This is a genomic window from Bacillus sp. K7 (assembly GCF_053903245.1).
Window position 1 is genome coordinate 230,066 of the sequence record NZ_CP096406.1, and the last position, 23,604, is coordinate 253,669.

Below are 23,604 nucleotides of genomic sequence, written 5' to 3' on the forward strand. Positions count from 1 at the left end.
TGCCGGTTGTCTTAGGAGAACTGTAAAGAGGGTGCTTGTTTCAGTATAGAGAAAGCTGGAGAAGGAAAGAATAATGCCCATGATAAAACCTTGTGATGATGTAAGATTTTTGTAGTCGATTGGTCATGTTCATCGCGGAATATTACACGAATGTAAACCTGAAATAGGACCATAAGGCTGATTGTTAAGTTATTGTAAATTCAGCGGTTGTTTTATTTACAACCAATTGAACTTGAAACATAATCGAAGTGAGTTTGCTGAATAATGTCTAAATAGAGGTGAACATGTTGGCGATTGATTTACAAACATTACTGTTCGAATTTCTCGGGGGTCTCGGTATTTTCCTGATTGGGATTAAGTTCATGGGAGAGGGACTTCAGAAATCGGCTGGAGATAGATTAAGAAATATTTTAGACCGTTTTACAAGCAATCCGCTGATGGGTGTATTGGCGGGGATCATTGTGACGGTTTTGATTCAGAGCAGTTCCGGAACAACGGTGATCACCGTTGGGCTTGTCAGTGCGGGCTTTATGACGCTTCGCCAGGCCATCGGCGTTATTATGGGGGCCAATATTGGAACAACGGTTACCGCATTTATTATTGGAATCGACATAGGGGCCTATGCCTTGCCGATTATTGCCGCCGGCGGATTTTTACTGTTCTTCTTTAAACATAAAAATGTGCAGAATGCTGGCCAGATTGTGTTTGGATTCGGGGCCCTGTTTTATGGGTTGGAGTTAATGAGCGGCGGCATGAAACCGCTCCGTTCACTTGAAGCGTTTCATGATTTAACGGTTAGTATGAGCACCAATCCGGTTCTAGGTGTTGTCATTGGGACATTGTTTACGGTACTCGTGCAAAGCTCCAGCGCCACGATCGGTATCCTGCAAGGATTATTTTCAGATGGTCTCATTGATATTAACGGCGCACTTCCGGTGTTATTCGGGGACAATATCGGAACGACGATCACCGCGATTCTTGCGTCTCTCGGGGCATCTGTTGCCGCGAGACGTGCTGCGGCTACTCATGTGCTGTTTAACCTTATCGGGACAGCGATTTTCCTGATTTTGCTTAAGCCGTTTACTTCTTTGATCTTATGGTTGCAGGCTTCAATGGGGCTTGATCCTAAAATGACAATTGCCTTTGCGCATGGAATCTTTAATACGTCCAATACACTCATACAGCTTCCTTTTGTGGGGATATTGGCTTTGATCGTAACAAAACTGATTCCGGGCAAGGATTCAATGGTGGAATACAAGTCGCATCTTGATCCGATTTTTATTGAGCAATCTCCATCTATTGCTCTCGGACAAGCAAAAGAAGAAGTTCTGCAAATGGGGAACTTTGCGGTACAGGGGCTGGAGGTCACAAAACAGTTCATGGTCACAAAACAGCCGAAATATGCGGCAAGTGCCTACCAGCTAGAGGATGCAGTTAACAATCTTGACCGAAAAATTACTGATTATTTGATTGAGCTTTCTTCAAGCTCTCTTTCAGAGCACGAGTCTGAAGAGCATCATATGCTGATGGATACAGTCAGAGACATTGAAAGAATCGGGGATCACTTCGAAAACGTGAATGAACTGATTGAATATCAGCAGGCGCATCGTGTGGTTCTTACTGAATCTGCCATGGAGGATTTAACCAAAATGATGGATTTGACGATTTCTACTGTGAAGGCGTCCATGGATGCTTTGCACCACAATGATGTGAAGATCGCTGAACAAGTTATTGAAAAAGAAGATGAGATTGACAAAATGGAACGGAAGCTTCGCAAAAAGCATATTATCCGTCTGAATGAAGGGCTGTGCACTGGACAAGCGGGCATTGTCTTTGTCGATATGATCAGCAACCTGGAGCGTATCGGTGATCATGCGGTCAATATTGCTGAAGCAGTTATTGGTGAAAATCAATAAGAAAAACGCTGAGAATCTTAGGTTCTCAGCGTTTTTTGTAGTCTTTTTTAACGTGCTGGAAGACATCAGGGTAATTTGTGAACACTCCTGTCGCTCCCCAGTCAAGCAGACGGCGCATATCTGCTTCCGTATTGACTGTGTAAGGATGAAGCAGGAGGCCGTGACTGCGGATCATGCGGACGTTTTCTTGATTTAAGGCTTTATAACTCGGTCCCGCACCGACAGCGTATGTTTTGATGTCCTCTAGGCCAGCATCTGTCATGGACGCCATTTGTTTGGCATCCAGTAATTGTACGGTAGGCAGGTTTGGCTGTAATTGATGGACTTTTACCAGGCTTTCTTTGCTGAACGATTGAATGATCACTTGGCCGCGTTTAGCATGTTTGCCCAGTAATTTATGTTTCTGCAAAGAAGCGAGCAGTTTTTCTTCCATACCTGGATAAGTGTCGGGCGATTTTGTTTCAATGTAGTAGTTCGCGTGTTTTCCAAAACGGTCTAATACTTCGTCTAATGTAGGAACTGTCAGACCGGCGTACCATGGTTTTGCTTTTTCCGGATAGGCTTCATTAAACCATGAACCGGCGTCAAGTTTCTTAATGTCTGCAAGCGTATGGTCTTTCACCCAGCCTGTTCCGTTTGTGGTACGGTCCAGTTTTTCATCGTGCATGGCAATCAATTTGCCGTCTTTTGTCATTTGCAGATCCAATTCAATATAATCTGCTTTCATTCTCTGAGCGGTTTCGTAAGACAGGATCGTATGTTCAGGCACATATCCGGAAGCCCCTCTATGCGCAACCGTCAGGATACGGTCAGGTGACAGCAGGTTTCCTTTTGACGCTGCCGACACTGGGGTTACCATAAATGAGAGTAAGCCGAGCGACAGAAGAACCAAGGCTAGTATTCTATTTTTCCTCATGATTTCTCCTCCTTATCAATAACTGTCTTTCATATTAAAAAACAGATGTAAACGTCGTATTGGAAAATGATTAATCTTTTATGTTTCTTTCTTAAACGTGCTCCGCCCGTTTTCCTGTATTCCATGTCAGGGCCAAGAAGACGATGGCGAGAATGCAGGAAGAGACCAACATGATAAAGCCGCCGTTCCAATCATATCGGTCAACAACAAAGCCCATAATGGCGTTTGCGAAAGCAGATCCGCCGATGTATCCAAAGAATCCGGTCAAACCGGCCGCGGTTCCGGCTGCTTTTTTCGGCGCGAGATCAATCGCTTGCAGGCCGATCAGCATAACCGGTCCATAGATTAAGAAGCCAATGCTGATCAGGGCGATGTTGTCGACGAGCGGATGGCCGGCCGGATTCAGCCAGTACACCAATACGGCAATGAAAACGCCCGCCATAAACAAAACGCCTGCCGGTGCCCGGCGGCTTCTGAAAAATCGGTCACTGATCCAACCGCACAGGATCGTTCCCGGTATGCCGGCGTATTCGTACAGAAAATACGACCAACGCGAGTCCTCAGGAGAAAAGCCTTTGGCTTCAGTTAAGTAAGTAGGCGCCCAGTCAACCACGCCGTATCGCACAAAATAGACAAATACATTGGCAAACGCGATGAACCATAGAAATTTGTTGTTCAGCACATATTGAAAAAGGATTTCTTTTGTTGTTAATTCTTTTTCTTGATTTTTAAAAGCGTGTGTCGGGTAGTCATTCCGATACTCTTCAATTGGCGGGAGGCCGCAAGATTGAGGCGTATCGCGAACCAATAAAACAATTAAAAATGAAATGATAATGGCAATGATGGCTGGGAAGAAAAATACGCTTTTCCAAGTCACAAACATCGCAATGCCAAGAGTGACAAGCGGAGCCAGGATACCGCCGCCTATGTTATGGGCAACATTCCAGATTGACATTTTTGTGCCTCGTTCACTAATAGAAAACCAGTGGGCCATTGTCCTGCCGCATGGCGGCCAGCCCATTCCCTGAAACCATCCGTTGATAAACATAAAAATAAACATGATGGTAACGCTTGAAGTCACCCAAGGCATTGAAACGAAAAGAATATTAACGATTGCTGATAAAAACAGGCCTGTCGCGAGGAAATATCTCGGATTGCAGCGGTCAGACACCATCCCCATAATGAATTTGCTGAAGCCGTATGCAATGGACACAGCGGCCAGCACCAAGCCCAGTTCCGTTTTTGAAAATCCCTGTTCCTGCAGATAAGGAATGGCAAAGGCAAAGTTTTTCCGCAGCAGGTAGTAGCCCGCGTAACCGACGAAAATACCAATGAATACTTGGAGCCTAAGCCGTTTATAAGCCTCATCCGTCTTTGAATCATCCAGTCTCTCAATGTGAGGAGCCGGTTTAAAGATGTGAAACATCAAAATCATCCCCCTTTGCTGTATGTGCCGGATGTGTGGCGTGCCTCCTTTCTGAAAAACAAAAAGAGCCAGAAACTCCCCTTGTATAAAAGGGGTTAGATTCCTGGCTCTCCTCATCTCCATCCAAGCTATTAACTTATTATGATAGCGCTTTCTTAAATTATCATAGTCAGAAGTGAATGTAAACGGTTAATTTTAAAACTGGATTTTTCGAAAAGTGAATAATACCCTTTTACTTATTGTGGTTATGTTTTTTTGCAAGCAGCATAAAAATCTGGAGGGAGGCTGTTGCAGATGGATGAATTAGAACTCGCATTCGGTATTTTGCCGTTAGGAATTATCATGTTATCGGTTGCCGGGACTTGTGTTTGTCAAAACGTATATCTGATGCCGATGATTAGTTTGGTGATTTCGCTAGTGCTCACGTTTACCGTTTTTAATCCATCATTTTTGGGATGGGTTGTTGTCTATACTCTGATTTCAGCTGCTATATCGTATATCACACTAATTGTGGTCAGGAAAAGGAAAGCATCAAAAAAATGAAATGCCCACTTTCTAAGATATCGTTGACTATGGCAACTATGTTTGGTTATAATTGCCTTAATCAACGATACAAGAAAGTGGGGATTGATTTGAAAACCAGTGAGACATCTGTCGGATTAAAATTCAGAAAGTTCAATCGATTTTATACGAATGTCCTTGGCTTCCTAAATGAGCACATTTACGACAGCCCGTTTTCCTTAACAGAAACACGGATTTTATTTGAAATCTATAATACGCCGAATTGTACGGCCAAAGCCCTTCAGGATAAGCTAGGGCTTGATCGGGGTTATGTCAGCAGGATGTTGAAACAGTTTGAAAAAGAACAATTAATCTATAAACAAAAGAGCAAAGATGACGCCCGCCATCATTATATTTATGTCACGGAAACAGGAAAAACGATTTATAAAAAGCTGGAAGAGAAAGCGAACGAACAAGTAGAACGGATGCTCAAAGAAATTGACCAAAAGGACCAGCGAAAGCTTGCGGAGGCGATGGCAGAAATTGAAGCGATCCTCTCACAGTCGCTTTCTTCCAGAACGTCAGACATATCGATTAGAGATTATTTTCTTTCGGATGATCTCCAGCTTCTCATCGAAAAACAGAGACAATTTTATGCGGAGGCCCATGGCTGGGACGACACGTTTTTAGCTTATCTTCATGAGACCTTTGATGCTGAAATTGAAACCATATGGATTGCGGAAAGCGGCGGGAAATTTGCCGGCTCTGTCGGGTTGGTCAAACATGATGAAAAGATCGTGCAGCTTAGGTGGTTCCTAGTTGATGACGCTTTTCGAGGCAGGGGGCTGGGCACACAATTGCTGGAGCATCTGGTTGCATATTGCAGGGATATGGGGTTTGAACGCATTTTTCTTTGGACGGTGAGCACCATGGCTGAGGCTCGTCCGCTCTATGAAAAATTTGGTTTCAGAGTAAGTGAAGTGAAAGAAGAAGCGCCATTATGGGGCCAGCGTCTGACAGAAGAACGGTGGGATTTGGAGCTGTCATGAAAAGACTGCACTACGCGTGGATCATCGTTTCCGTCACCTTTTTGATCTTATTGGCCGTTCAGGGGGTGCGCCTGTCGTTTGGAGCGTTTGTGGAGCCATGGGAACGGCAGTTTTCAATGGATCGAGGCGCCATCTCGCTGATTTCTACAATAAGTTTTATTGTCTATGGCATATCTCAGCCTGTGATTGGGCGGCTTGTGGACAAATGGGGTGCCCGGGCTGTTTTGTCATGGAGTGCGCTGCTGACAGGGATAAGCATTTTCTTAACATGCTTTGTCTCTTCGCCTTGGCAGCTGTTTCTGCTTTATGGATTAGGTGTCTCGCTTGGAGTTGGGGGAGCATCGAATGTGGCAGCAAGTGTGTTGGTCGTCAATTGGTTCAGCAAAAAGCGGGGACTAGCCTTTGGGATCATGGAAGCAGGTTTTGGAGCGGGGCAAATGCTTCTCGTTCCAGGCTCACTCATGCTGATCCATTGGTTTAGCTGGAAGCTGACGGTGGTGGTATTGGGCTTGCTGTTAATCGTGATTGTTTTTCCGGCTGCACTGCTGATGCTGCGGAACAATCCTTCAGAAAAGAATGCAGAGCCGATAGGCGGATTGACTGCTGCAGAAAAAGAAACAGCGCCCAACACAACTGCTCTTTCAGTGACTGGAATGTTTCGGATGAGGCAATTCTGGTTTTTGATTTTGCCGTTTTTGATCTGCGGGTTTACGACCGTGGGACTGATGGATACCCATTTGATTCCGTTTTCTCACGATCACGGCTTTTCCACGACAGTCACAAGTGCCGCTGTCAGTCTGCTTGCCGGCTTTAATATCGCTGGCATCTTACTGTCCGGAATGGTAGCGGACCGGTGGAGCAGCCGGAAAATCCTGTGCTTTTTATATGCGGTACGCGCGCTTTCGATTGTGATTCTGATTTACAGCCACGAACCCTACTTGCTTCTAGGTTTTGCAATTCTGTTTGGATTAGTGGACTTCGCTACCGTTGCGCCGACTCAAATGCTCGCCACCCAATACTTTCAAAACTACTCGATCGGCCTTATGATCGGCTGGCTGTCGCTCGCCCATCAAATCGGCTCGGCACTCGGCGCGTATATCCCTGGCGTCATCTATACGGTAACGGGTGAGTATACAATGGCTTTTTATTTGTCGATTGGGATGCTTGTGCTGGCAAGTGTGATGAATGTGATGCTGAGGGAGCCCGCGGAGGTCACGAGTGACAGTGCGGCTATGGCGGAGAAGGTGTAAGAGAGAAGGAGCATCTCTGATGATGGCATTATTCAGAGATGCTTTTTTTGTATTTTTGTTCTAATACGAAGTCAATCATGCCGACAATACGGGCGTTTTCGGATTTTTGTTTGAAGCGGTCAGAGATTTGAACTTTTCTTGAGAATGGAAAAACAACAAAAACCCAAAAAAGGCCGATCAAGGCAAAAAACATTTGTACAGATAATTGTATTAATTCATTAAAACGAGTGCTGAAAAAATAAATATATAAAGTTACGAATGTAACGAAACAAACGATTTTGACGGTGTGTTTGAATGTGAGTTGCGGTTCGCTAAAGAATACTTTTAATTGATTAAGCATGATGGAGTCATGTTTGTTTAGGAAAATCAAAAGTTCTTTATCATCTTTTGCATGTTCTAAAATAAACTTCGCTGCTATTTCGGTTTCTTTATATGTGTGTAGGTCTACATTCAATACATACATCTCCTAATTATAAAAATTGCGTATTTCTTTTCTTAATTCAAGTTGAAACAAAACTAAAGAATTTTTTTGTTATATCTTTCAGTTAGAATAAAATCTATAACTCCTTTCATTCGCAAATATTCGGCTCTCTGCACAAAGTGCAGAACAGTATGTAATTGTCCTTTTCTGGAAATATTTAAAAGCTTTATCAAATCAATAAGGATTTTCAAAAAAATGATGAATAAAAGATAGATAAACATATCTGGTATGTCAATGTAATTAATTTGTCCTGAAAATAGAGTAGTTGCATAAATGACAATTATACTTCCGCAAAACATTAAACTCATATAATGTGAAAGGGAAAATGGACGAGCAGAAAAATATGCTTTTAATTGGTTTAGCACAGCAATATCTTTTGTATCTAAGTAGGCCAAAAGCTCTTTATCATTTTTACTAATTGTAAGTACATGGTTCAATACAGCATGTAAATTCATTGAATCTTCTTTATCAGAGGCAGTTGGTTCATTTGCTTGTATGTTTTGTTGATCCACTTTATATTTTTTATAAAGTATTGTATGAATTAACTTGTTTTTCTCATAGAATTTAGATTGTTGAATAAGGGATGCTTCTCCTTTGTTTTTATATCCTCTTTTTATGACGTTGGTATAAGTCATAAACATACATATGACTGTAAAAATAGAAAAAACTGCAGGTGAAATATTTGATAATGTAGGATTGATGAAGACTTCTTTTGCTTGAATAAAAAAGAAAGAAGCTAAAGCCATAGATATAAACATGCATAAAACTGCTTCTTTCACTAGAAAATGAAGCGGAAGGAAAGGTTCAGAATAATATTGCTTCAACTGGTTGAGTGTAAGAGAATCTTGGCGAAAAAGATAATCTATTTTCTCCTGTTGATTTTGCATCTGATCGATATCATGAGCGATGGTCCTTGTTTTTTCAAAAACGATTTGATCATTCTTCATTTTTGATAAACCTCCAAAAGATCATAAATAAACTAAAAAACTGCATGAGCATATTTTAACTTATGTTCATGCAGTTTTGTATAGCTGTATAATAACAAAAATAGCTAAATAATTTAGTAGAAGTGCAGCTACTGTTTTTTTATGAGATTTATAAGAGGCCTGAAAATAGTTAAAAAATTTAAAGCTTTCCATATTCCTCAATAATAGCTTTCTCTGCACAATGCTCATAGAAATTTTCTATTAATTGATCAACATCTTGCTTACGGGCTATTTTAGCTAACCAATCCTCTGGAATTCCGTCCATCTTATAATACATTCCTGCTATCGATCCTGTTATTGATGCTACCGTATCAGTATCTTCTCCTAGGTTTACTGCAGTAAGTACTGCTTCGGTAAATGAAGTTGTAGTGCCAAAACACCATATTGCAGCTTCTAAAGTATGAACGGCATATCCGTCTGATTGAATTTCTTCTCTTGGTGTATTCAAAAAACGTTTGTCAAAAATTCTTTCATAATGGGTTAGCTCTTTATGGTATATATGTTCCTTTGCAAAATTCTCATCGAAAAGCTCTTTCACTTCTCTTAAAGATGTATCAATTGAATTGTTATAGTATAGCCTTAGTAATAGCTCAACATAAATAATGGAACCAACTATAGCACGCGGATGGGCATGGGTTATTTCAGTGTATTTCTTGATCATCTCCGCTTTTTTTACAAAATCAAATTCTTTATGCAAAATAAACACTAATGGTGAAATTCTCATTAATGCTCCATTTCCGTTATCAAACTCTGACTGACCGCCGCATTCTTCTGGCAAAACACCTTTCCTAAATCGGGTAATCGCTTCGGCAGTCGTCCTTCCAATGTCAAACATTTCACCATACGGCGTCCAATAGCCTTCGTCTTGATACTGTTTAAATTTCTGCATCAAATTGTTGGTGCTTCCTTCTTCAACTACATTCTCAACCAGACATAAAGTCAGCGATGTATCGTCAGACCAGGTTCCGGGAGGTTGATTATATGTGCCGTATCCAACTATATCCTGTATATGAAATTCTCCTCTTGTTTTAAATTCAACTGGAACTCCTAACATATCTCCAACAATGCCACCGTATATTGTTGGAAGTACTTTATTTTTTATATTCAGTTTAAGGAAGCTCTTATTGTCATCTTCCCATCTATCTATCATTCTTCTGCCTCTCATTTTTTCACCCACTTAAATTAAGTCTAAAACAATATGTAACTTATTGCTGCTGTCAACATGTGCGCTTTTAATTACCATCTCTTGTCCAAAATTTAAAAGTAACTCAGCTTCATTAGGGAAATGACTTATCTTTCCGAGATAAGCTGCATGAGCTCCTGCTGGAACATTTATTTCCCACGAGACTTTCATGTGTTCAAAGGGTGATTCTTTAACAATTGCAGTACTTACAAAACCGTTGTCTCTAAAAGTCTTCCCAATTAGTGATTCAGCATTAATGTCTCCATATTTGTCAACTTCAATTAATGACTCTAAAGGTCTGAGGTCTGTCCCTCTATAAACTTGTAAGTTGTGTGGAACTCTCGCTTTATCCAACCCATTCTTTATATTATAGATTGTATCTAAATCAATGCCATCTAAAGAATCATTAATTCCTCTTAAATAATCATTTATTATCTTATAATCGTCGCCAGTATATTGCTTAATAGCATGTTGTTCACGTGGAGTTAATGAATTAATCCAATCGTCATAATACTTGCTTCCCCATTGGTGTGCTTGTTCTACTGTATTAATATCACGTGTAATTTTAGAATTTTCGATTGGTCCTACGCCACCTGATTTGCTTTGAGCGCTACCATTAATATTGACAAAGTTTTCATGTTTTTTATCAAAATTCTTCTCAAGTTTCGATATAGGGTTTTCGATATTCCCAGCGCCCTGTATTGCAGGTTCTAGATGATTGTTATTTGGCAATGTGAAATAAGGTTTCGCTTTATCAGTAATGTTCTTTGCTAAAGATTTATGATCGTTCACAAAAGCTTTTGTTTCCTTTGTCACGAATTTTCCGGCTTTTGTTGCTGATGACACTTTTCCGAGTCCTTTTGCTCCAAAAAGGGAAGCAAGTGCGTAGGTGATGTAATGGGAGCGGCTATATGCATCACCATGAACCATATTGTCGTTCCAAGATGTTTTGAATGAATCGACCATATATTCAAAAGTCTCGGGCGCGCTATAAATCACATTTTGGAGTTCCTGTCCGGCTTTGACTTGTTCCTCGATGCCCATCTTACCCTGCGCTCTATAAGACCATACAGCAAGATCGTAAGCGCCGACTGCGAGGTCGCATGCCCCGGTGACGATGTCTTTTCCGGCTTCCCAGAGCCCGACAATTACACCCTTTGCGCCTTCGACAAGCATTTTTCCTGTTTCTTGTTGTGCCTTCATTTGAACAATGCTTGAATAATATTGTAATTGCTCAGCGTTCAGGTTGTCAGTGCCAATCTTGTCTGCAATTTTCAAGTATTCCTCAGGATCAGTAGTTTTGTGGAGCTCACCTGCATTCTTATGAAAAAATCTCTGTTGCAAGCTCATGATGATTTCTAATTTCGTCTTTTTGAATAAAAATTTATTTTTCAAATATTTCAGTTATAATGGTTGGGAAATAGATAGGAGGGGCAAAGATGTATCAATCAAAGAAGGTTTTGTTGTTAGGTTCAGGTGAGTTAGGAAAAGAGGTAGTGATTGAAGCTCAGCGTCTAGGGGTGCAGACGGCGGCAGTTGACAGTTATGAGCACGCTCCGGCGATGCAGGTCGCGCACAATAGTTATGTCGTTGATATGCTGGATCGCGAGCAGATCAGAACCATTATTGAGAAAGAAAAGCCGGATTTGATTGTGCCTGAGGTTGAGGCGATCGCGACGGATGAATTGCTGAAGCTAGAGGAGGAAGGGTTTCACGTCATCCCGAATGCGCGTGCTGCAAAGCTAACGATGGATCGGGAAGGGATCAGGCGGCTTGCGGCGGAAACGCTCGAACTTCCAACGGCTGGCTATGAGTTTGCGAATACATATGACGAATTTGTACAAGCGGCAGCTCAGATCGGCTTTCCTTGTGTCGTTAAACCATTGATGAGTTCTTCTGGAAAAGGCCAGAGCGTATGCCGCTCTGAAGCAGATGTAAAGAGCTGCTGGGAGACAGCCATGGAAGGCGGACGTGTGAAAAATGGGCGCGTGATCGTTGAGGAGTTCATCCCGTTCGAATCAGAAATTACGCTCTTAACCGTACGAGCGGTAAACGGCACGGCATTTTGCGAGCCGATCGGTCATGTGCAAAAGGACGGAGACTATATCGAATCATGGCAGCCGCATCATATGACAGGGCAGCAAATGGAAGAAGCGAAGCATATTGCGAAAGCCATTACGGATGAGCTTGGCGGATACGGCCTGTTTGGCGTTGAGCTTTTCCTTGCGAAAGATAAGGTGTATTTCAGTGAGGTTTCTCCTCGTCCGCATGATACGGGCCTGGTCACGCTGGTGACGCAAAATTTGTCAGAGTTCGCGCTGCATGTCCGGGCGATTCTCGGTTTTCCGATTACAGAAATCACACAGCTTTCTCCTGGCGCCAGCCGGCCCCTCAAAGCACCGGAAGAATCAGCGGATTACACAGTTGAAGGACTGGAAAACGCACTGGCAGTACCGAAAACACAAGTTCGCGTCTTTGGTAAGCCGATAACGAAAGCCGGACGCCGTATGGCGGTTGCGCTATCTGCGGCTGATACAGTTGAAACAGCGAGAAATAACGCAAAGAAAGCGTTGGATCAGCTATCTATAACATAGAGCGAAAGCAGGCCTTGTCAGGGTACAAGGCCTTTTTTCATTCCTGATAAAAGTTTTATCATAAGAATCAGAAACGTGATTATAATGTAAAAGTCTTCCACTGTTAAGGGTGGTTGACACAAAGGGAGGGAGATGACAAAATGAAATTAGTTCCAACATTCAGAAAAAAGTGGTTCGTTTACTTAACGGTTTTATGTCTGGCATTAGCAGCGTCGGTATCTTTCGGCGCACCGGCAAAAGCGGAGGAGAACCCGCAAATGTCTGTATCGAATACGGGTAAAGAAGCTGATGCTACAAAAAACCAAACGTCAAAAGAAGAACAGGTTTCCGCTCCTTATGAGGGAACCGGGAAAACAAGTAAATCGCTATACGGCCAAAAGGAACTGGAAAAAAACATTCAAGCCTTACAGCCTTCGAGTATCATCGGAACCGATGAACGCACCAGAATCTCCAGCACTACATCTTTTCCTTACAGAGCAACTGTCCAACTTTCAATCAAGTATCCCAACACCTCAAGCACATATGGCTGCACCGGGTTTTTAGTCAATGCCAATACAGTCGTAACGGCTGGACATTGTGTGTACAGCCAGGATCATGGCTGGGCTTCAACGATAACAGCCGCGCCGGGCCGCAACGGTTCGTCATATCCATATGGAACTTATTCAGGCACGATGTTTTACTCTGTTAAAGGATGGACGGAAAGCAATAACACCAATTATGATTACGGAGCTATAAAATTAAACGGTTCTCCCGGAAACACGGTTGGCTGGTACGGCTACCGGACAACAAACAGCAGCAGTCCTGTGGGCCTTTCCTCGTCAGTGACAGGATTCCCATGTGACAAAACATTTGGCACAATGTGGTCTGGTACAAAGCCGATTCGATCCGCTGAAACATATAAGCTAACCTATACAACCGATACGTATGGCTGCCAAAGCGGCTCACCTGTTTATCGAAACTACAGTGATACAGGCCAGACAGCTATTGCAATTCACACGAACGGAGGATCGTCATACAACTTGGGAACAAGGGTGACGAATGATGTATTCAACAATATTCAATATTGGGCAAATCAATAAGTACAGCAAATTAGCCATTTTCATGTTTATTTTGTTTTTATGCGGGTGCGGTTCACCGACCCAATCTGCTCAGAAAGAAACAACGATTCCTGTCACTCTTCATGTGGAGGATGCCGAGGGGCTGCCGGTTGAAGGGGTGCAAGTGACGATTGTCGCAGCACCGGCCTCAGATCAAGAGCCGAGTATAGAGATTGGCGAGATACTCGGCAAAACAGATAAAAATGGAGACATCAAATGGGATACCGGCAAAAAAGGTGACTACTCAGTCGCATTGACGAAGGATGAAAAGTCAGTAACCCATCACATCTCATTAACAGAGGATCAGAAAGATAAGGCCATTTCATTAGCCTTCAAAGAATAGGCGGTTTCCTTGGTTTCAAGGGGAAACGGCCTTTTTTTATTTATCCGGGAAGTCAAACTATATACTGGAAATTTAGAATGTGAGATAATGATAAATAGGTATTTTTTCTTATGAGATAAAAGGAGCATTATCCTTAATTTTATATCAATCAAACCCGGAGGAAAAAGAAGAAGATGACACAAGATTCGATGCAGCTTGCCTCGGCTGAAAGCGGTCTTCGCTTTTGCCAGGCATATGATCACAGCCTTTCTTTGTGGCCGATTGAGCCGGAATCATTCTATGTTTCTACTCGTTTTGGCAAAACACATATCATGGCAAAAGGGCCAAAGGACGCACCTTCACTCGTATTGCTTCACAGGGGACTCTTCAGCTCTGTTATGTGGTATCCGAATATCGCGGCGTGGAGCAGTCAATTTCGTACATATGCGGTCGATATAATAGGAGACAAAAATAAAAGTATACCGTCAGCTGCTCTGGATACGAGAGCAGATTCCGCAGAATGGCTGAAAGACGTCTTAGATTCGCTTGAACTTGAGAGCGCCCACCTGGCCGGCCTCTCGCTGGGTGGATCCTATATCGTAAATTTCTTGCTTCAAGCACCCGAAAGAGTAAAGCGGGCAATTGTGATGAGCCCTGCTGAAGCCTTTATATCTTATGATCCAGATGTCTATAAATTTACTGCGGGACTTACAGGAGCAAGAGGAGCTGAGGCTTATATCGAGTGGATCACGGCTAGCCGTTATGATCTGCATCCTGTGCTGCGAAAACAAATTGTGGCGGGTGTGGAATGGCGGGATGAACAAAGAAGCCTGAAACCGACAGAAAACGGCTTTCCGTACGTGTTCACAGACCGGGAATTGAAATCGGTTTCGGTCCCGATGCTGCTGATGTTTGGCGAGCACGAAGTCATGTATCATCAGCAAATGGCTTTAGAGCGTGCTTCCATATTGGTACCGGGAATTCAGGCTGAAATCGTGAAGAACGCCGGACATCTGTTATCTCTGGAGCAGCCGGAATACGTCAATCAACGCGTCTTGTCCTTTTTGAGCGGAGAATAAAAATTGTCAGAAACAAGAAAAGAATGGCATTCATTTTTCAAAAGGTAACAAATGTTGTATAATAATAGAATTTGAGTGCTGCTTTTTGTCGGGCCTTTTATGTTATTATGCTTAATAGAGAAAATTTTTCCTGTAACGCTATTCGGCCTATAACGTCGAATAATGATAGATGGTTTTACAATTGGAGGTTTGGTTACACTGTGAATTATATCCCCTGTATGATTACAATAGGAAATTTTATTTGCGGCCTGCTGGCGATTCATTCCTTGTTATATCATAACATTCATGCAGCAGTGCTTTTCATTTTTACCGGCATGCTTCTCGACCTTTTTGACGGGATGGCTGCACGTAAGCTAAATGCCGTTTCTGATATGGGCAAAGAACTGGATTCGTTTGCCGACCTGGTGACGTTTGGTGTGGCTCCTTCCATGCTTGCTTACAGTGTCGCATTATATTCCCTGCCATTTATCGGGATTTTATGCGCATTGACGTACAGCATTTGCGGAATGCTTCGCCTCTCTAAATTTAACATTGAACAAAGTAAGCTTCCGACATTTATCGGAATGCCGATTCCATTTGCGGGTATGTGTCTTGTGCTTCTCAGCTTTACCTATCACCCGATCCTGCTGGCAATCGGAGCTTGCGGACTTTCATATTTAATGGTGAGTAAAATCAAATTCCCTCATTTTAAAAAACATGCGGCAGAAAACCTGGAGTCCGGGAGATGGAATTAGTTCAGGATCTCATAGCGGATTACGGTTATCTCGCTATTTTTTTGATGCTGGTATTAGGGATTGTTGGATTGCCGATTCCAGATGAAGTGATGATGACTGTTGTCGGCTACTTCACAAATACGGACGTGCTGAATTATGAGCTTTCAATATTCATCAGCTTTGTCGGAGCTTTGTCAGGTATGCTGATCAGCTACATGATCGGCAGAAAAGCCGGCCGCCCGTTTATCGACAAGTACGGCAAGTGGGTCGGATTAAAAGAAAAGAGAATGATCAAAGTGGAAAAATGGATGAAGAAATACGGTCCATATTCGCTCATTTTTGGTTATTTCATACCCGGCGTCAGACATATGACGTGCTACTTTTCAGGAATCGGCAAAATGGAGCTGAAAACGTATATTGTGTTTGCGGCAGTCGGCGCCTTTTTATGGTGCTTTATTTTTATTACAATCGGAAGGGTAATAGGGATTATTCATGTTTAACACAGCTGTAAAGATTCTGTATCGTTCATTGATAGAGCTGACAAATCATCGTCTGTCTTCCTATCTGATTAAAAGATTTTGCGAGTCTAACATGAGCAAACCGGTCATTCCGCTTTTCTCAAAACATTTTCGGATCAACTGGGACGATGTAGGTGGCTCGGCCGCTGATTACGGCTCGCTTTCCGAATTGTTCATTCGGCATATTAATTTGGAGCGGCGCCCTGTTTCAAAAGAGGCGGACGCGGTGGTCAGCCCTGTTGACGGTGTGGTTCAGACGATAGGAACAATTAATCCAAACCAGACCTTTACGGTAAAGGGAAAAGATTACTCATTCGCTGAGCTGACCGGCTGTAAAAGCGCGGACCATCAATATAACGGCGGATACTTCATCGTACTGTATCTAAGCCCGCGGCATTATCACCGTTTCCATTCCCCGATCAGCTGCACGTATCAAAAGCTGGCCGAGCTCGGAAATCGCTCATATCCGGTCAATCAATTAGGGTTACAATACGGAAAAGATGTGCTTTCGAAAAATTACCGGTTTGTGTACGAGTTGAATGGCGGCACCCGAAGTGTCCTGATGATTCCTGTCGGCGCGATGAATATTAACTCTATCGTGCAGACGAGCACCCGGGGTGAATTGAAGATCGGCGAGGAGCTTGGATACTTTTCATTCGGCTCAACCGTCATTTTGATTTTTGAAAAAGACGCGTTCCAGCCGGCCGCCCATTTAACAGAAGGCCAAGAAGTCCAAGTCGGAGAACTGATAGGGTACGAAGAATAAAAAGAGGAGCTCGCATAAACGCAGCGCCTCTTTTTTTGAAGAAAGGGGAACCTCATGGAGAAACAAATCATTAGCTGGATCACAGATTATCAGACAACCGGAGATAGAGCTGTCCTGCGGCAAGTGCGGGAAGCGTGCTGGTCAATTGTTGAAGCGGTTCTGCAAGAGAAGGCGACGGATGAAGAGCAAGCGAGTGATTTGCGCGTGAAAGGAATCGAGCGGTTTCCGTTCATCATCAGCAAATACCAAACGGATGTGCAGCTTCCGGTTGACACATTTTTACGAAATACGTATCGGTTTTATTTTCATCAAGTGATGAGAGAATCCAGTGAAAGCTTCTTGGAATAGAGAAGCTTTTTTTGATATGAAAAAAGGAAACTTTTTCTATATCGATCTCGTAATTACTAGAGAATCTAACAGATAAGGAGAGATCGAATTGAAACGAATGATTGTCAAAATGGCTTTGCCGCTGCTGGTTGTCTGTCTTGTGTTTGCTTCTTTTTCAGCCTCCTCCGCCCGTGCTGCTTCTGAAGCAAAGCATTGGGAGCGCTGGATTCAGCGCCATGCACATCCACTGGATTCCTCCGATGCCTCAAACAAAGACCTTCGATTTCTGAAGAAGGCGCTAAAGGGAAAACGAATTGTTCAATTAGGAGAAACCACACACGGCGCTGGCGAAATCAATGCAACAAAGGTCCGTATGATCAAATACCTCCACGAAGAACTGGGGTACGATGTATTGGCCTTTGAGTCTGGCTTTACCGATACAAATGCATCCTACCTTAATATGGACCAACTTACCTCTAAGAGCACGATGAAAAAATCCATTTTTCCCGTTTGGCATACAGAAGATGTTGTTGAGCTGTTTGCTTACATGAAAGAGCAAAAAGAGAAAGGCGATCCGCTTATCCTTACGGGTTTTGATATTCAAAGCATGAAGAATTCATTCAATGATGCTGCAAACCAATGGGTAAATGCGGTGGACCCTGAAAAAGCAGAGCTGCTCTCCCAATCAGAAAATGACTTTTCAACATTGGTGACTAACAGCAACACGTTTGATGAATTTGCGCAAAAGAAAGAAACGCTTGTGAAAAACTATCAGGAGCTGATCAAGTTCGCTGAAGCACATGCTTCAGAGCTAAAAGCACACCTTCCAAAAGAGCCGAAAGCTTATGAGATGTTTATGCACTCCCTTCAGCTGAGAATTGACGTCATGGAAACGTACATGCTAGAAGAAATGAAAGAAAAACTAAAGGATTATCCGGAGAACATTGAGGATTTTACATTCTATATGAGAGACCGCATGATGGCAGAACAATTTCAGTGGGTTGCGGAAACCCTCTATCCAAAAAAGAAGATCATTGTATGGGCCCACAATTACCATATCCGCAAACAGAATACCAAAATGATAAAGGACTGGGTAGAGCTAAACGGACCTAATATGGGTGATTATTTGCCGGAGCGGCTGAAAAAACAGACATATACGATTGGCATTTATGCATATTCAGGCGCCAGTCTTGATAGCTCAGATAATAAGACCGTTACGCCGGTCACAAGCCCGCCGCCGACTGGAAGTCTTGAAGCTTTGCTGAAAGCTGCAGATCATCCAGCTGTCTTTGTTGATGTTCTCCATACCAAAAACAAGAAAGGCACTTCGTGGATGTATACCCCGCGGACAGCACTCTATTGGGGGTTCATGGAAGAGCAGATGATCCTGAAGGAACAATATGACGGTGTCATTTGGCTGGAGCATATCACGCCATCTGTCATTATCAAGTGAGCGGTGTCCCCTGTGGTAAACAGGGGATTTTTACATATCGCAAAAATCATCAAAACATGGAGGCCGGGATCTATTATTCTATAACAGAAAGGAGATTGAAGTGTGAAATGTATTATGAAAAAGCTGTCCAGAAAACAATCGATTGGATTGAATGCAATTTACATGAGCAAATAGCAAGTGAGGATATTGTAAACGTTTCAGGCTTTTCAAAATTCCATTTTCATCGGATCTTTCAGAAAGAAGTCGGCATGTCGGTTGCTTCTTATATTCGGTTAAGGCGTCTTGCGACAGCAGCGACGGCTTTGCTTTATACCGATTTTCGTATTATGGATATTGCTTTGTATTATCAGTTTGAATCTCAAGAGTCATTTACGAGGACGTTCAAAAAGCTGTATCACATGCCGCCTGGGACATATCGAACATTTATGAAGCAATTGACTTCAAAAAAGGAGGAATCTCGCATGGGGAAAAAAATGAAGGGCTGGCTATTGAACGGGAGCCATCCGTTCCAATACGAAATGGGTGTTGACCGGGAAAATGTACATCAGGGAAAGGCTTCAGGGTATTTAAAATCAACGATGGTGCAGGGCAACGGTGAATTTGCGACGATGATGCAGCAATTTAAGGCAGATCGCTATCTAGGAAAAAGGCTTCGGCTATCAAGTTTTATCAAAACAAAAGGAGTGCAGCATTTTGCCTCACTTTGGATGCGGGTTGACAGTGCTGCTGATGATGTTCTCCAATTTGATAATATGAGCAACAGGCCTATTACCGGCACAACCAATTGGAATCATTATACTATTGTTTTAGATGTCCCTGAAAATAGTGCTGTGATATCCTTTGGTGTCCTATTATCTGGGCCGGGTCAGATGTGGATGGATCATGTTGTTTTTGAAGAGGTAGATGAGAGCGTTCCTTCAACAAACCTTGAAATGCCGGGAGAACTTTTAGATGAGCCGATGAATTTATCTTTTGAAGAGGAATTATAAGATAGTTTTCAGATAACTATATTAATTAGTGAGTTATTGGAAGATATCATTCCTGATGGATAAACCCTTGTGTCGCATGAGTTTGTAAGAGATTGGATATTTTTATCAGTCTGTGCGGATATGTTCATCTTTGAGGCATTTTCCTGTATGATATAGTAAGAGTGTGCATAGCAACTAACTATAATTGAACAGGGTGTTTAAATCATGGAAAAACAATACAGAGTATTACTTTACTATAAATATGTTCCGATTGAAGATCCAGAGGCGTTTAGAGAGCAGCATCTGGCTTTTTGTAAGGAGCTTGGTTTGCTAGGCCGTATCCTTGTTTCTTCTGAAGGAATTAACGGTACGGTATCAGGTACGGTTGAGCAGACTGAAAAATATATGGAAACAATGAAAGCTGATTCTCGTTTTGCGGATATGGTATTTAAAATTGATGAGGAAGAAGGCCATGCGTTCAAGAAAATCTTCGTCCGCCATAAGGAAGAGCTTGTAACGCTTCGTCTTGAAGATGATGTGGATCCGAATGAAACAACGGGACAGCATTTGAAGCCTGCGGAATTTTACGAGAAAATGCAGGACCCAAACACAATTGTGATCGACGCGCGTAACGATTACGAGTATGATCTTGGCCATTTCAGAGGCGCTGTCCGTCCTGATATCGAAGCCTTCCGTGAATTGCCTGAGTGGATCGAAGAAAACAAAGACATGCTTGAAGGCAAACAGATTTTAACGTACTGCACAGGCGGCGTGCGCTGTGAAAAATTCTCAGGTTGGCTGATGAAACAAGGTTTTGAAGATGTATCACAGCTTGACGGCGGAATCGTGACATACGGAAAAGATCCTGAGGTGCAAGGCAAGCTTTGGGACGGCCAGTGCTACGTATTCGATGAAAGAATCAGCGTGCCTGTCAACCGTGTCGAGCATGTGATTGTCGGAAAAGACCACTTTACAGGTGAACCGTGTGAGCGTTATGTGAACTGCGCAAATCCATCTTGCAACAAAAAAATGATATGCACACCGGAAAATGAGTATAAGTATATGCGCAGCTGCAGCCACGAATGCCGCACGAACTCAAGAAACCTGTATGTCAAAGAGCACAATATGACAGAAGAAGAAGTAAACGCAAGACTGGCAGCGATTGAAAAAGAAGATCACGCTGCTGCTGAATAATAGATAGTGCACCTTGTTTTTAAGGTGTTGTTAGATTGTTGACAAAATCCTAAAAGTTTCGTTTTGGGATTTTGTCTTTTTTATTGTGGCGATGTTTTCATACTTGAACGAAAAAATCCCCCGTAGAGGGGGTTTTTTTTACTTTATTTGAATGTGCTTCATCTCTTCCTCAGATGCATTTGTGAAAATAATCGGTGTTACAGCTGAAGCGGCATGCTGTTTGATGGTTTCGAGATCAAATGTGAGAAGCAGTTCACCTTGTTTGACGGCTTGTCCGCTCGTCACATGTGCTTCAAAGCCTTCCCCGTTTAATTTGACCGTATCAATGCCAACATGGATCAAGATTTCGGTGCCGCCGGCGCTCTTAAAGCCTATAGCGTGCTTCGTCGGAAAAATGGAGACGATTTCGCCGTCTGCTGGGGCAATGACTTTTCCTTCCGATGGATCAATCGCAAACCCCTCGCCCATCATTTTTTCTGAAAAAACTGGATCAGGCACGTCTGTTAAAGAGACTGTTTCTCCTTTGAGCGGATAAATAAAGGTTTCTTCGGGATCGGTTTTCTGCCGGATGTCAGCCTCTGAATCCAGCGCGGCGGCATCAGGTACGCCCCCAGCCATGATCGTTTTGATGTCGTCTTTTAAGGCATCGGATTTTGTCCCGAATATCGCCTGGAAATTGTTGTTGACTTCCAGCACACCTACTGCGCCAAGCTGTTTTAATGCATCCTTGCTGACTTGGCTTGGCTGATGAACAGTCACACGAAGCCTTGTGATACACGCGTCCAGGTTTGCGATATTTTGCTGTCCGCCTAAGGCCTGAAGCACTTGAAAGGCTAGCTGGCCTTTTGCAACAGGCGCTTTTGCCTCATTCTGATCAGCTTCATCTGTTTCACGGCCCGGAGTTTTTAAATTCCATCTCAAAATCGCAAATCGGAACAAATAATAATAAATGATAGCAAATACAATCCCGACAGGAATGACAACCCAGCCATTTGTCGACAGTCCATAGTTTAAAACGTAATCAATACCGCCGCCCGAGAACGTATAGCCATGGCGGACATGGAATAAATCACAAACGACAAAGATGACGCCGGCGAGAATCGAGTTAATCAAATAGAGCACGGGCGCAACGAACAAGAAAGAGAATTCAACCGGCTCTGTAATACCCGTCAGCATAGATGTGAGCGCCGCAGAAATCATCACGCCGGAGATCATTTTTTTCTTTTCAGGACGTGCGGTATGGATAATGGCAAGTGCAACTGCCGGCAGACAGAAAATCATGTAAGGGAAATCTCCCATCATAAAGCGCCCGGCAGTCGGGTCTCCCGCAAAAAACCTTGTCAGGTCGCCGGTTACGGTGCTGCCTGTTGACGGGTCTGTGTATTCTCCCATCATAAAATAGAAAGGTGTATAAAAAATATGATGCAGGCCAAAAGGAATCAGCAAACGATAGATCGTTGCATAAAAGAACAGGCCGACCGTTGAATCGGCAATTAAACTGCTGGCTGCGTTAATTCCGTTTTGGATCAGCGGCCAAACAAATGAGAAAATGACGCCGATCACCAATGAACTGATGGAAGTGATAATCGGGACAAATCGTTTTCCAGAGAAAAATCCAAGGACCGGATGCAGTTCAATTGTTGAAAAACGTTTATATAAATAGGCGGCGAGAAGCCCGATGATGATGCCTCCGAATACGCCCATATCAATCAGGTGCTCGGCGCCTTCATACGGAGGCTGGAGGCCGAGTAATTTCCCCATGTTGTCGAGGGTGACGGTTAAAATTAAGTACCCGATGACAGCGGCAAGTCCGGCTACACCTTCGCCTGCGGCTAAACCGATCGCAACCCCCACGGCGAAAATCAGCGGGAGGTTATCGAATACAACGCCGCCCGCATCCTTAATAATAGGGTTATTCAGCAAATCCTTGTCACCGAAACGGAGCAACAGACCGGCTGCCGGCAGGACGGCAACGGGAGTCATCAATGCGCGTCCAAGCTGCTGCAGAATTTGAAATGCCTTTTTAAACATGACAGTCTCCTTTTATTGAGTTATGTGTATGATGCAATCTTTAATTTTTGGGCTGCTTTTTGGTCTGCGATAACGGTTACTAGATGATGTTTTTGAAGAATGGAGGCCGGTACATCTGTCGTGACAGGGCCTTCAGCCATCTTCTGAATGGCATCTGCTTTTTCCTCACCGCTCGCTAAAAGCACAATATGTTTGCTGAATTCCAGGATGGTTTGAATGCCCATTGAAATGGCAAGTCTCGGGACCAGTACAGGATCGCCGCCAAAGAATCTCGCATTTGCCTGTATTGTGCTTTCTGACAGCTTGACAATTCGTGTTCGATCCTCAAAATCAGAGCCCGGTTCATTAAAGCCGATGTGGCCATTGGCGCCGATGCCGAGAATTTGAATATCAATCCCTCCCGCCCGGCGGATGAGATCCTCGTATACTTTGCATTCAGCCTCAAGCTGCGGATTGTCTCCTTGCGGGATATGAATATGGCCAGGCTGCATATTGATATGCTGAAAGAGATACTCGTGCATAAAATGGTTATAACTTTGCGGATGAGACGGAGAGAGACCTGCATATTCATCCAAATTAAATGTAGTAACCTTTGAAAAATCAATTTCACCTGACTGATAGTCTGAAATCAGCTGCTTGTACAAGCCGACCGGCGTGCTTCCAGTTGCCAAGCCGAGAACGGCATCTTTCTTTTCCTGTACGTGTTTCTTAACAATGTTAGCGCTTAACTTACAGAGCTCTTCATAGTGATCGGCGACAATAATCCTCATGCGACACCCCCCTCATAGATAAACAAGCACCACATTTGTTATAATCAATTTATAATAGTTGTCA

Annotated in this window: 23 protein-coding genes; 15 read left to right on the top strand and 8 right to left on the bottom strand. The window is 43.1% G+C overall.

The window, feature by feature from the left end; genetic code table 11:
- Window positions 1-287 precede the first annotated feature (287 nt).
- Window positions 288-1,916, top strand: a complete 1,629-nt coding sequence (locus M1D98_RS01280) for a Na/Pi cotransporter family protein (RefSeq protein WP_205600459.1) — start codon at window positions 288-290, stop codon at window positions 1,914-1,916.
- A 25-nt stretch (window positions 1,917-1,941) separates the two neighbouring features.
- Here the strand turns inward: M1D98_RS01280 and M1D98_RS01285 are convergent, their stop codons facing one another.
- Together M1D98_RS01285 and glpT are read right to left on the bottom strand one after the other, a co-directional pair.
- The gene (locus tag M1D98_RS01285) at window positions 1,942-2,832 is read right to left on the bottom strand and encodes a glycerophosphodiester phosphodiesterase (RefSeq protein ID WP_268558673.1); all 891 of its coding nucleotides are present in this window, start codon (window positions 2,830-2,832) and stop codon (window positions 1,942-1,944) included.
- Between the two features lie 91 nt (window positions 2,833-2,923).
- Window positions 2,924-4,258 carry a glycerol-3-phosphate transporter gene (gene glpT / locus M1D98_RS01290; protein ID WP_121641760.1) on the bottom strand — a complete coding sequence of 445 codons (1,335 nt, stop codon included), beginning with the start codon at window positions 4,256-4,258 and terminating at the stop codon, window positions 2,924-2,926.
- Between the two features lie 294 nt (window positions 4,259-4,552).
- On the opposite strand from glpT, the gene M1D98_RS01295 reads away from it, so the two are divergent.
- From M1D98_RS01295 to M1D98_RS01305, 3 genes are all read left to right on the top strand, one after another.
- Entirely contained in the window at window positions 4,553-4,801 is a 249-nt protein-coding gene (locus tag M1D98_RS01295) for a YbeF family protein (RefSeq protein WP_268522032.1), read from the top strand.
- Between the two features lie 89 nt (window positions 4,802-4,890).
- A complete protein-coding gene (locus tag M1D98_RS01300; protein WP_268558672.1) occupies window positions 4,891-5,808 on the top strand; it encodes a bifunctional helix-turn-helix transcriptional regulator/GNAT family N-acetyltransferase in 918 nt (305 codons plus the stop codon).
- On the top strand, window positions 5,805-7,058 hold the full coding sequence (locus M1D98_RS01305) for an MFS transporter (RefSeq protein ID WP_268558689.1): 1,254 nt from the start codon (window positions 5,805-5,807) through the stop codon (window positions 7,056-7,058). The genes M1D98_RS01300 and M1D98_RS01305 overlap by 4 nt, the downstream gene beginning before the upstream one ends.
- Window positions 7,059-7,086: 28 nt before the next feature.
- Here M1D98_RS01305 and M1D98_RS01310 read toward each other — a convergent pair whose 3' ends face one another.
- From M1D98_RS01310 to M1D98_RS01325, 4 genes are all read right to left on the bottom strand, one after another.
- Window positions 7,087-7,512, bottom strand: coding sequence for a hypothetical protein (locus M1D98_RS01310; protein ID WP_010331443.1), 426 nt, complete (start codon window positions 7,510-7,512; stop codon window positions 7,087-7,089).
- Between the two features lie 62 nt (window positions 7,513-7,574).
- A complete protein-coding gene (locus M1D98_RS01315) occupies window positions 7,575-8,486 on the bottom strand; it encodes a hypothetical protein (RefSeq protein WP_268558671.1) in 912 nt (303 codons plus the stop codon).
- A 178-nt stretch (window positions 8,487-8,664) separates the two neighbouring features.
- Complete coding sequence (locus M1D98_RS01320; protein WP_268558670.1) at window positions 8,665-9,690, bottom strand: ADP-ribosylglycohydrolase family protein; 1,026 nt, start codon at window positions 9,688-9,690, stop codon at window positions 8,665-8,667.
- 12 nt (window positions 9,691-9,702) lie between these two features.
- Entirely contained in the window at window positions 9,703-11,103 is a 1,401-nt protein-coding gene (locus tag M1D98_RS01325; protein WP_456279916.1) for an ADP-ribosyltransferase, read from the bottom strand.
- Window positions 11,104-11,147: 44 nt separating this feature from the next.
- Between M1D98_RS01325 and purT the strand changes: the two genes are divergently transcribed.
- The 11 genes from purT (at window position 11,148) to trhO (ending at window position 20,739) form a co-directional block, all read left to right on the top strand.
- Complete coding sequence (purT, locus tag M1D98_RS01330; protein WP_456279917.1) at window positions 11,148-12,302, top strand: phosphoribosylglycinamide formyltransferase 2; 1,155 nt, start codon at window positions 11,148-11,150, stop codon at window positions 12,300-12,302.
- 140 nt (window positions 12,303-12,442) lie between these two features.
- Window positions 12,443-13,381, top strand: a complete 939-nt coding sequence (mpr, locus tag M1D98_RS01335) for an extracellular metalloprotease Mpr (protein WP_456279918.1) — start codon at window positions 12,443-12,445, stop codon at window positions 13,379-13,381.
- Window positions 13,344-13,742 (top strand): DUF2606 family protein, encoded by a 399-nt coding sequence (locus M1D98_RS01340; protein WP_121641768.1) that lies wholly within the window; start codon window positions 13,344-13,346, stop codon window positions 13,740-13,742. The genes mpr and M1D98_RS01340 overlap by 38 nt, the downstream gene beginning before the upstream one ends.
- A 173-nt stretch (window positions 13,743-13,915) precedes the next feature.
- Window positions 13,916-14,800, top strand: a complete 885-nt coding sequence (locus M1D98_RS01345; RefSeq protein WP_010331435.1) for an alpha/beta fold hydrolase — start codon at window positions 13,916-13,918, stop codon at window positions 14,798-14,800.
- A 200-nt stretch (window positions 14,801-15,000) separates the two neighbouring features.
- Window positions 15,001-15,534: a CDP-diacylglycerol--serine O-phosphatidyltransferase gene (pssA, locus tag M1D98_RS01350; protein WP_121641770.1), complete on the top strand. Its 534-nt coding sequence runs from the start codon at window positions 15,001-15,003 to the stop codon at window positions 15,532-15,534.
- Window positions 15,525-16,013 (top strand): DedA family protein, encoded by a 489-nt coding sequence (locus tag M1D98_RS01355; protein WP_010331433.1) that lies wholly within the window; start codon window positions 15,525-15,527, stop codon window positions 16,011-16,013. The genes pssA and M1D98_RS01355 overlap by 10 nt, the downstream gene beginning before the upstream one ends.
- Window positions 16,006-16,797 (top strand): phosphatidylserine decarboxylase, encoded by a 792-nt coding sequence (locus tag M1D98_RS01360; protein ID WP_456279919.1) that lies wholly within the window; start codon window positions 16,006-16,008, stop codon window positions 16,795-16,797. Before M1D98_RS01355 ends, M1D98_RS01360 begins: the two co-directional genes overlap by 8 nt.
- Window positions 16,798-16,851: 54 nt before the next feature.
- On the top strand, window positions 16,852-17,145 hold the full coding sequence (locus M1D98_RS01365) for a hypothetical protein (RefSeq protein WP_268558666.1): 294 nt from the start codon (window positions 16,852-16,854) through the stop codon (window positions 17,143-17,145).
- Window positions 17,146-17,233: 88 nt separating this feature from the next.
- Window positions 17,234-18,577: an erythromycin esterase family protein gene (locus M1D98_RS01370; RefSeq protein ID WP_268558665.1), complete on the top strand. Its 1,344-nt coding sequence runs from the start codon at window positions 17,234-17,236 to the stop codon at window positions 18,575-18,577.
- 107 nt (window positions 18,578-18,684) lie between these two features.
- On the top strand, window positions 18,685-19,566 hold the full coding sequence (locus M1D98_RS01375; RefSeq protein WP_268558664.1) for a helix-turn-helix transcriptional regulator: 882 nt from the start codon (window positions 18,685-18,687) through the stop codon (window positions 19,564-19,566).
- Window positions 19,567-19,770: 204 nt separating this feature from the next.
- Window positions 19,771-20,739 carry an oxygen-dependent tRNA uridine(34) hydroxylase TrhO gene (gene trhO, locus M1D98_RS01380; RefSeq protein WP_010331429.1) on the top strand — a complete coding sequence of 323 codons (969 nt, stop codon included), beginning with the start codon at window positions 19,771-19,773 and terminating at the stop codon, window positions 20,737-20,739.
- Window positions 20,740-20,877: 138 nt separating this feature from the next.
- Here trhO and ptsG read toward each other — a convergent pair whose 3' ends face one another.
- Together ptsG and nagB are read right to left on the bottom strand one after the other, a co-directional pair.
- Complete coding sequence (ptsG, locus tag M1D98_RS01385; RefSeq protein WP_456279920.1) at window positions 20,878-22,770, bottom strand: glucose-specific PTS transporter subunit IIBC; 1,893 nt, start codon at window positions 22,768-22,770, stop codon at window positions 20,878-20,880.
- 20 nt (window positions 22,771-22,790) lie between these two features.
- The gene (nagB, locus tag M1D98_RS01390) at window positions 22,791-23,540 is read right to left on the bottom strand and encodes a glucosamine-6-phosphate deaminase (RefSeq protein ID WP_121641777.1); all 750 of its coding nucleotides are present in this window, start codon (window positions 23,538-23,540) and stop codon (window positions 22,791-22,793) included.
- Between the last annotated feature and the right edge of the window lie 64 nt (window positions 23,541-23,604).

What these genes read in the sequence shown, in the direction of transcription:
- M1D98_RS01285 (WP_268558673.1), bottom strand. Translation starts at nt 2,832, where the DNA reads ATGAGGAAAAATAGAATACTAGCCTTGGTTCTTCTGTCGCTCGGCTTA.
- M1D98_RS01345 (WP_010331435.1), top strand. Translation starts at nt 13,916, where the DNA reads ATGACACAAGATTCGATGCAGCTTGCCTCGGCTGAAAGCGGTCTTCGC.
- M1D98_RS01305 (WP_268558689.1), top strand. Translation starts at nt 5,805, where the DNA reads ATGAAAAGACTGCACTACGCGTGGATCATCGTTTCCGTCACCTTTTTG.
- M1D98_RS01360 (WP_456279919.1), top strand. Translation starts at nt 16,006, where the DNA reads ATGTTTAACACAGCTGTAAAGATTCTGTATCGTTCATTGATAGAGCTG.
- ptsG (WP_456279920.1), bottom strand. Translation starts at nt 22,770, where the DNA reads ATGTTTAAAAAGGCATTTCAAATTCTGCAGCAGCTTGGACGCGCATTG.
- glpT (WP_121641760.1), bottom strand. Translation starts at nt 4,258, where the DNA reads ATGTTTCACATCTTTAAACCGGCTCCTCACATTGAGAGACTGGATGAT.
- M1D98_RS01355 (WP_010331433.1), top strand. Translation starts at nt 15,525, where the DNA reads ATGGAATTAGTTCAGGATCTCATAGCGGATTACGGTTATCTCGCTATT.
- mpr (WP_456279918.1), top strand. Translation starts at nt 12,443, where the DNA reads ATGAAATTAGTTCCAACATTCAGAAAAAAGTGGTTCGTTTACTTAACG.
- M1D98_RS01365 (WP_268558666.1), top strand. Translation starts at nt 16,852, where the DNA reads ATGGAGAAACAAATCATTAGCTGGATCACAGATTATCAGACAACCGGA.
- nagB (WP_121641777.1), bottom strand. Translation starts at nt 23,540, where the DNA reads ATGAGGATTATTGTCGCCGATCACTATGAAGAGCTCTGTAAGTTAAGC.
- M1D98_RS01315 (WP_268558671.1), bottom strand. Translation starts at nt 8,486, where the DNA reads ATGAAGAATGATCAAATCGTTTTTGAAAAAACAAGGACCATCGCTCAT.
- M1D98_RS01320 (WP_268558670.1), bottom strand. Translation starts at nt 9,690, where the DNA reads ATGAGAGGCAGAAGAATGATAGATAGATGGGAAGATGACAATAAGAGC.
- M1D98_RS01340 (WP_121641768.1), top strand. Translation starts at nt 13,344, where the DNA reads ATGTATTCAACAATATTCAATATTGGGCAAATCAATAAGTACAGCAAA.
- M1D98_RS01295 (WP_268522032.1), top strand. Translation starts at nt 4,553, where the DNA reads ATGGATGAATTAGAACTCGCATTCGGTATTTTGCCGTTAGGAATTATC.
- purT (WP_456279917.1), top strand. Translation starts at nt 11,148, where the DNA reads ATGTATCAATCAAAGAAGGTTTTGTTGTTAGGTTCAGGTGAGTTAGGA.
- trhO (WP_010331429.1), top strand. Translation starts at nt 19,771, where the DNA reads ATGGAAAAACAATACAGAGTATTACTTTACTATAAATATGTTCCGATT.
- M1D98_RS01375 (WP_268558664.1), top strand. Translation starts at nt 18,685, where the DNA reads ATGTATTATGAAAAAGCTGTCCAGAAAACAATCGATTGGATTGAATGC.